General features: G+C 53.6%; 1 protein-coding gene. It reads left to right on the top strand.

Annotated features, from left to right (window positions below):
- Positions 1–390, top strand: a 390-nt coding sequence (locus AC1D1T_RS32995) for an EndoU domain-containing protein (protein ID WP_477993585.1), incomplete at its 5' end; no start/stop codon positions are given.
- Positions 391–532 lie beyond the last annotated feature (142 nt).

The following is a 532-nucleotide window of genomic DNA, read 5'->3' as shown; positions in this document are numbered from 1 at the left end:
GATGCGGTACTGTCCGTGGGCGATTCCGAGGAGCAGGCTGCTGATGGTCTTTCAACTGGCGCTAACGAGGAAAAGCCGAGTCTTCTGGATCCTCAAGGCGGACATCACGTCCTGGACGGCGACGGACCCAATGCGGGCGGAGGGCATCGACATGGCACTGGGAAGCCAGGCAAGAGTGAGTTTCCTGCGAACTGGTCTGACGACAAGATCAAGGGCGAGATTTCTGATGTTGCAACAGATCCCGGTTCGAGTCGTACTACTCAGCCCAACGGACGAATCAAGGTGCAGGGAACACGAGATGGCATTGACATAACCGTGATTGTTGAGCCGAACGGCAAGGGTGGTCGCATAGTTACGGGCTTTCCAACAAATACACCGAAAAATCCATGAATCTTACCCAGGGCTTGCTGAATCGGATCAGCGATATGCTCAACCGAGATGCAACAAACTATACCGTCTTCCTCCGACTGTATGAACTATCGGAGAGGTATGGTGTTGACGATTTGAGTGCCTGCATTCGTGAGGCTTTCGG

The sequence above is a fragment of the Rhizobacter sp. P2_H3 genome (assembly GCF_056403355.1).
Note: the sequence above shows the minus strand (reverse complement) of the source record. Positions and strands in the feature narration are given on the sequence as shown.